This is a genomic window from Secundilactobacillus silagincola (genome assembly GCF_002583405.1).
GTDB lineage: Bacteria > Bacillota > Bacilli > Lactobacillales > Lactobacillaceae > Secundilactobacillus > Secundilactobacillus silagincola.
In genome coordinates this window covers 1-2218 of the sequence record NZ_BCMJ01000019.1, presented here as the reverse complement: position 1 = coordinate 2218, position 2218 = coordinate 1, and the positions used below count along the sequence as shown (strand labels likewise).

Annotated in this window: 19 tRNA genes and 1 rRNA gene; all 20 read left to right on the top strand. The window is 48.7% G+C overall.

The window, feature by feature from the left end:
• Positions 1-69: 69 nt before the first annotated feature.
• A 5S ribosomal RNA gene (gene rrf / locus CES82_RS11985) occupies positions 70-186 on the top strand.
• Between the two features lie 9 nt (positions 187-195).
• A tRNA-Val gene (locus CES82_RS11980) sits at positions 196-268 on the top strand.
• A 2-nt stretch (positions 269-270) separates the two neighbouring features.
• Positions 271-343 (top strand) — tRNA-Lys (locus CES82_RS11975).
• Between the two features lie 58 nt (positions 344-401).
• Positions 402-474 (top strand) — tRNA-Thr (locus tag CES82_RS11970).
• Between the two features lie 14 nt (positions 475-488).
• Positions 489-560: transfer RNA gene (locus CES82_RS11965), tRNA-Gly, on the top strand.
• 12 nt (positions 561-572) lie between these two features.
• Positions 573-658: transfer RNA gene (locus tag CES82_RS11960), tRNA-Leu, on the top strand.
• A gap of 19 nt (positions 659-677) precedes the next feature.
• Positions 678-751 (top strand) — tRNA-Arg (locus CES82_RS11955).
• Positions 752-757: 6 nt separating this feature from the next.
• A tRNA-Pro gene (locus CES82_RS11950) sits at positions 758-831 on the top strand.
• Between the two features lie 40 nt (positions 832-871).
• A tRNA-Met gene (locus tag CES82_RS11945) sits at positions 872-945 on the top strand.
• Between the two features lie 15 nt (positions 946-960).
• Positions 961-1034 (top strand) — tRNA-Ile (locus CES82_RS11940).
• A 42-nt stretch (positions 1035-1076) separates the two neighbouring features.
• Positions 1077-1166 (top strand) — tRNA-Ser (locus CES82_RS11935).
• Between the two features lie 6 nt (positions 1167-1172).
• A tRNA-Met gene (locus CES82_RS11930) sits at positions 1173-1246 on the top strand.
• A gap of 6 nt (positions 1247-1252) precedes the next feature.
• Positions 1253-1326: transfer RNA gene (locus tag CES82_RS11925), tRNA-Asp, on the top strand.
• Between the two features lie 7 nt (positions 1327-1333).
• A tRNA-Phe gene (locus CES82_RS11920) sits at positions 1334-1406 on the top strand.
• A 19-nt stretch (positions 1407-1425) separates the two neighbouring features.
• Positions 1426-1496 (top strand) — tRNA-Gly (locus CES82_RS11915).
• 4 nt (positions 1497-1500) lie between these two features.
• A tRNA-Ile gene (locus CES82_RS11910) sits at positions 1501-1574 on the top strand.
• A gap of 2 nt (positions 1575-1576) precedes the next feature.
• A tRNA-Ser gene (locus CES82_RS11905) sits at positions 1577-1664 on the top strand.
• A gap of 23 nt (positions 1665-1687) precedes the next feature.
• Positions 1688-1759: transfer RNA gene (locus tag CES82_RS11900), tRNA-Glu, on the top strand.
• Between the two features lie 21 nt (positions 1760-1780).
• Positions 1781-1854, top strand: a tRNA-Met gene (locus tag CES82_RS11895).
• A 7-nt stretch (positions 1855-1861) separates the two neighbouring features.
• A tRNA-Asp gene (locus tag CES82_RS11890) sits at positions 1862-1935 on the top strand.
• Positions 1936-2218 lie beyond the last annotated feature (283 nt).

The window sequence follows — 2218 nt, the reverse complement described above, 5'->3', positions numbered from 1 at the left end:
ACGAGTAGTGGTGTTCATCGGTAAAAGAAAATGATATTGTCTAGTTTTGAGAGCACCAGTTCTCAATAGTGTGGTGGCGATAGCCTGAAGGATACACCTGTTCCCATGCCGAACACAGAAGTTAAGCTTCAGCACGCCGAGAGTAGTTGGGGGATCGCCCCCTGCAAGGGTAGGACGTTGCCACGCTATATTTATGGAGGGTTAGCTCAGTTGGGAGAGCGTCTGCCTTACAAGCAGAGGGTCACAGGTTCGAGCCCTGTATCCTCCATTGAGCCGTTAGCTCAGTTGGTAGAGCATCTGACTTTTAATCAGAGGGTCGACAGTTCGAGACTGTCACGGCTCATAGCGTCAATCTTCATGTTGACATTAAAAGTTAGATTTGATACTATATCTATTGTGTTGCCGACTTAGCTCAGTTGGTAGAGCACCTGTCTTGTAAACAGGGGGTCGGAAGTTCGAATCTTCTAGTCGGCATTTCAACTTAATATGCGGAAGTAGTTCAGTGGTAGAACATCACCTTGCCATGGTGGGGGTCGCGGGTTCGAATCCCGTCTTCCGCTTATGCCATATACGCCGGGGTGGCGGAATTGGCAGACGCACAGGACTTAAAATCCTGCGGTCAGTGATGACCGTACCGGTTCGATCCCGGTCCTCGGCATTTTTTATGTTAATATTTTGCACCCATAGCGCAACTGGATAGAGTGTCTGACTACGAATCAGAAGGTTGTAGGTTCGACTCCTACTGGGTGCATTTGAACGGGAAGTAGCTCAGCTTGGTAGAGCACCTGGTTTGGGACCAGGGGGTCGCAGGTTCGAATCCTGTCTTCCCGATTTAAATAAAAGTTTTTAGATAGTTTTATTTAAACACCATCGCGGTGTAGCTCAGCTGGCTAGAGCGTCCGGTTCATACCCGGGAGGTCGAGGGTTCGATCCCCCCCGCCGCGATTTGATCTTCGACTCGGACCTTTAGCTCAGTTGGTTAGAGCAGACGGCTCATAACCGTCCTGTCGTAGGTTCGAGTCCTACAAGGTCCATATGGTCCTTATAGGTGATCATTATCTTTACAGTTTTATCATGGAGGATTACCCAAGTCTGGCTGAAGGGAACGGTCTTGAAAACCGTCAGGTGGGTCAAACCACGCGAGAGTTCGAATCTCTCATCCTCCTTATTATCGCGGGGTGGAGCAGTCTGGTAGCTCGTCGGGCTCATAACCCGAAGGTCGTTGGTTCAAATCCAGCCCCCGCAATTGTATGGTCCGTTGGTCTAGCTGGTTAGGACGCCTGCCTGTCACGCAGGAGATCACGAGTTCGAGTCTCGTACGGACCGTTTATATGGCTCGGTAGCTCAGTCGGTAGAGCAACGGATTGAAGCTCCGTGTGTCGGCGGTTCGATTCCGTCCCGCGCCATTGCTCAAAGAAGATCCATGCGGGTATAGTTTAGTGGTAAAACCACAGCCTTCCAAGCTGTTGTCGCGAGTTCGATTCTCGTTACCCGCTTTTTGGGCCTATAGCTCAGCTGGTTAGAGCGCACGCCTGATAAGCGTGAGGTCGATGGTTCGAGTCCATTTAGGCCCATTGGAGAAATACTCAAGTGGCTGAAGAGGCGCCCCTGCTAAGGGTGTAGGTCGCGAAAGCGGCGCGAGAGTTCGAATCTCTCTTTCTCCGTTATGCTTCTTTATTTTAGATATGACCCGTTGGTCAAGTGGTTAAGACACCGCCCTTTCACGGCAGTAACATGGGTTCGAATCCCGTACGGGTCATTTTAGTAAATTTCATATTATCGCGGGGTGGAGCAGTCTGGTAGCTCGTCGGGCTCATAACCCGAAGGTCGTTGGTTCAAATCCAGCCCCCGCAATTCGAATGGTCCGTTGGTCTAGCTGGTTAGGACGCCTGCCTGTCACGCAGGAGATCACGAGTTCGAGTCTCGTACGGACCGTCCAGTACGTTGATCGCCTTAGGGGCGGTTTTTTTTAGTTTAACCAGAATCTTTCAGAATTTTTAACACTAAAAAGCATTCACTAACTCATTTATGGTATGAGTCTTGTGAGTGCTTTTTTTGGCTCTTTGACAACTGTTGTTGGTAAATTTATTAGGCTCTTTGACAACTGTTGTTGGTAAATTTATTAAATCAGTTCTAATCACTATTTCGTGATTAGGACTTTTTTAGTCTTAATACGCAAGGTATAAAGTACTCTTGCCCTAAACTTACGGAAGCTTTT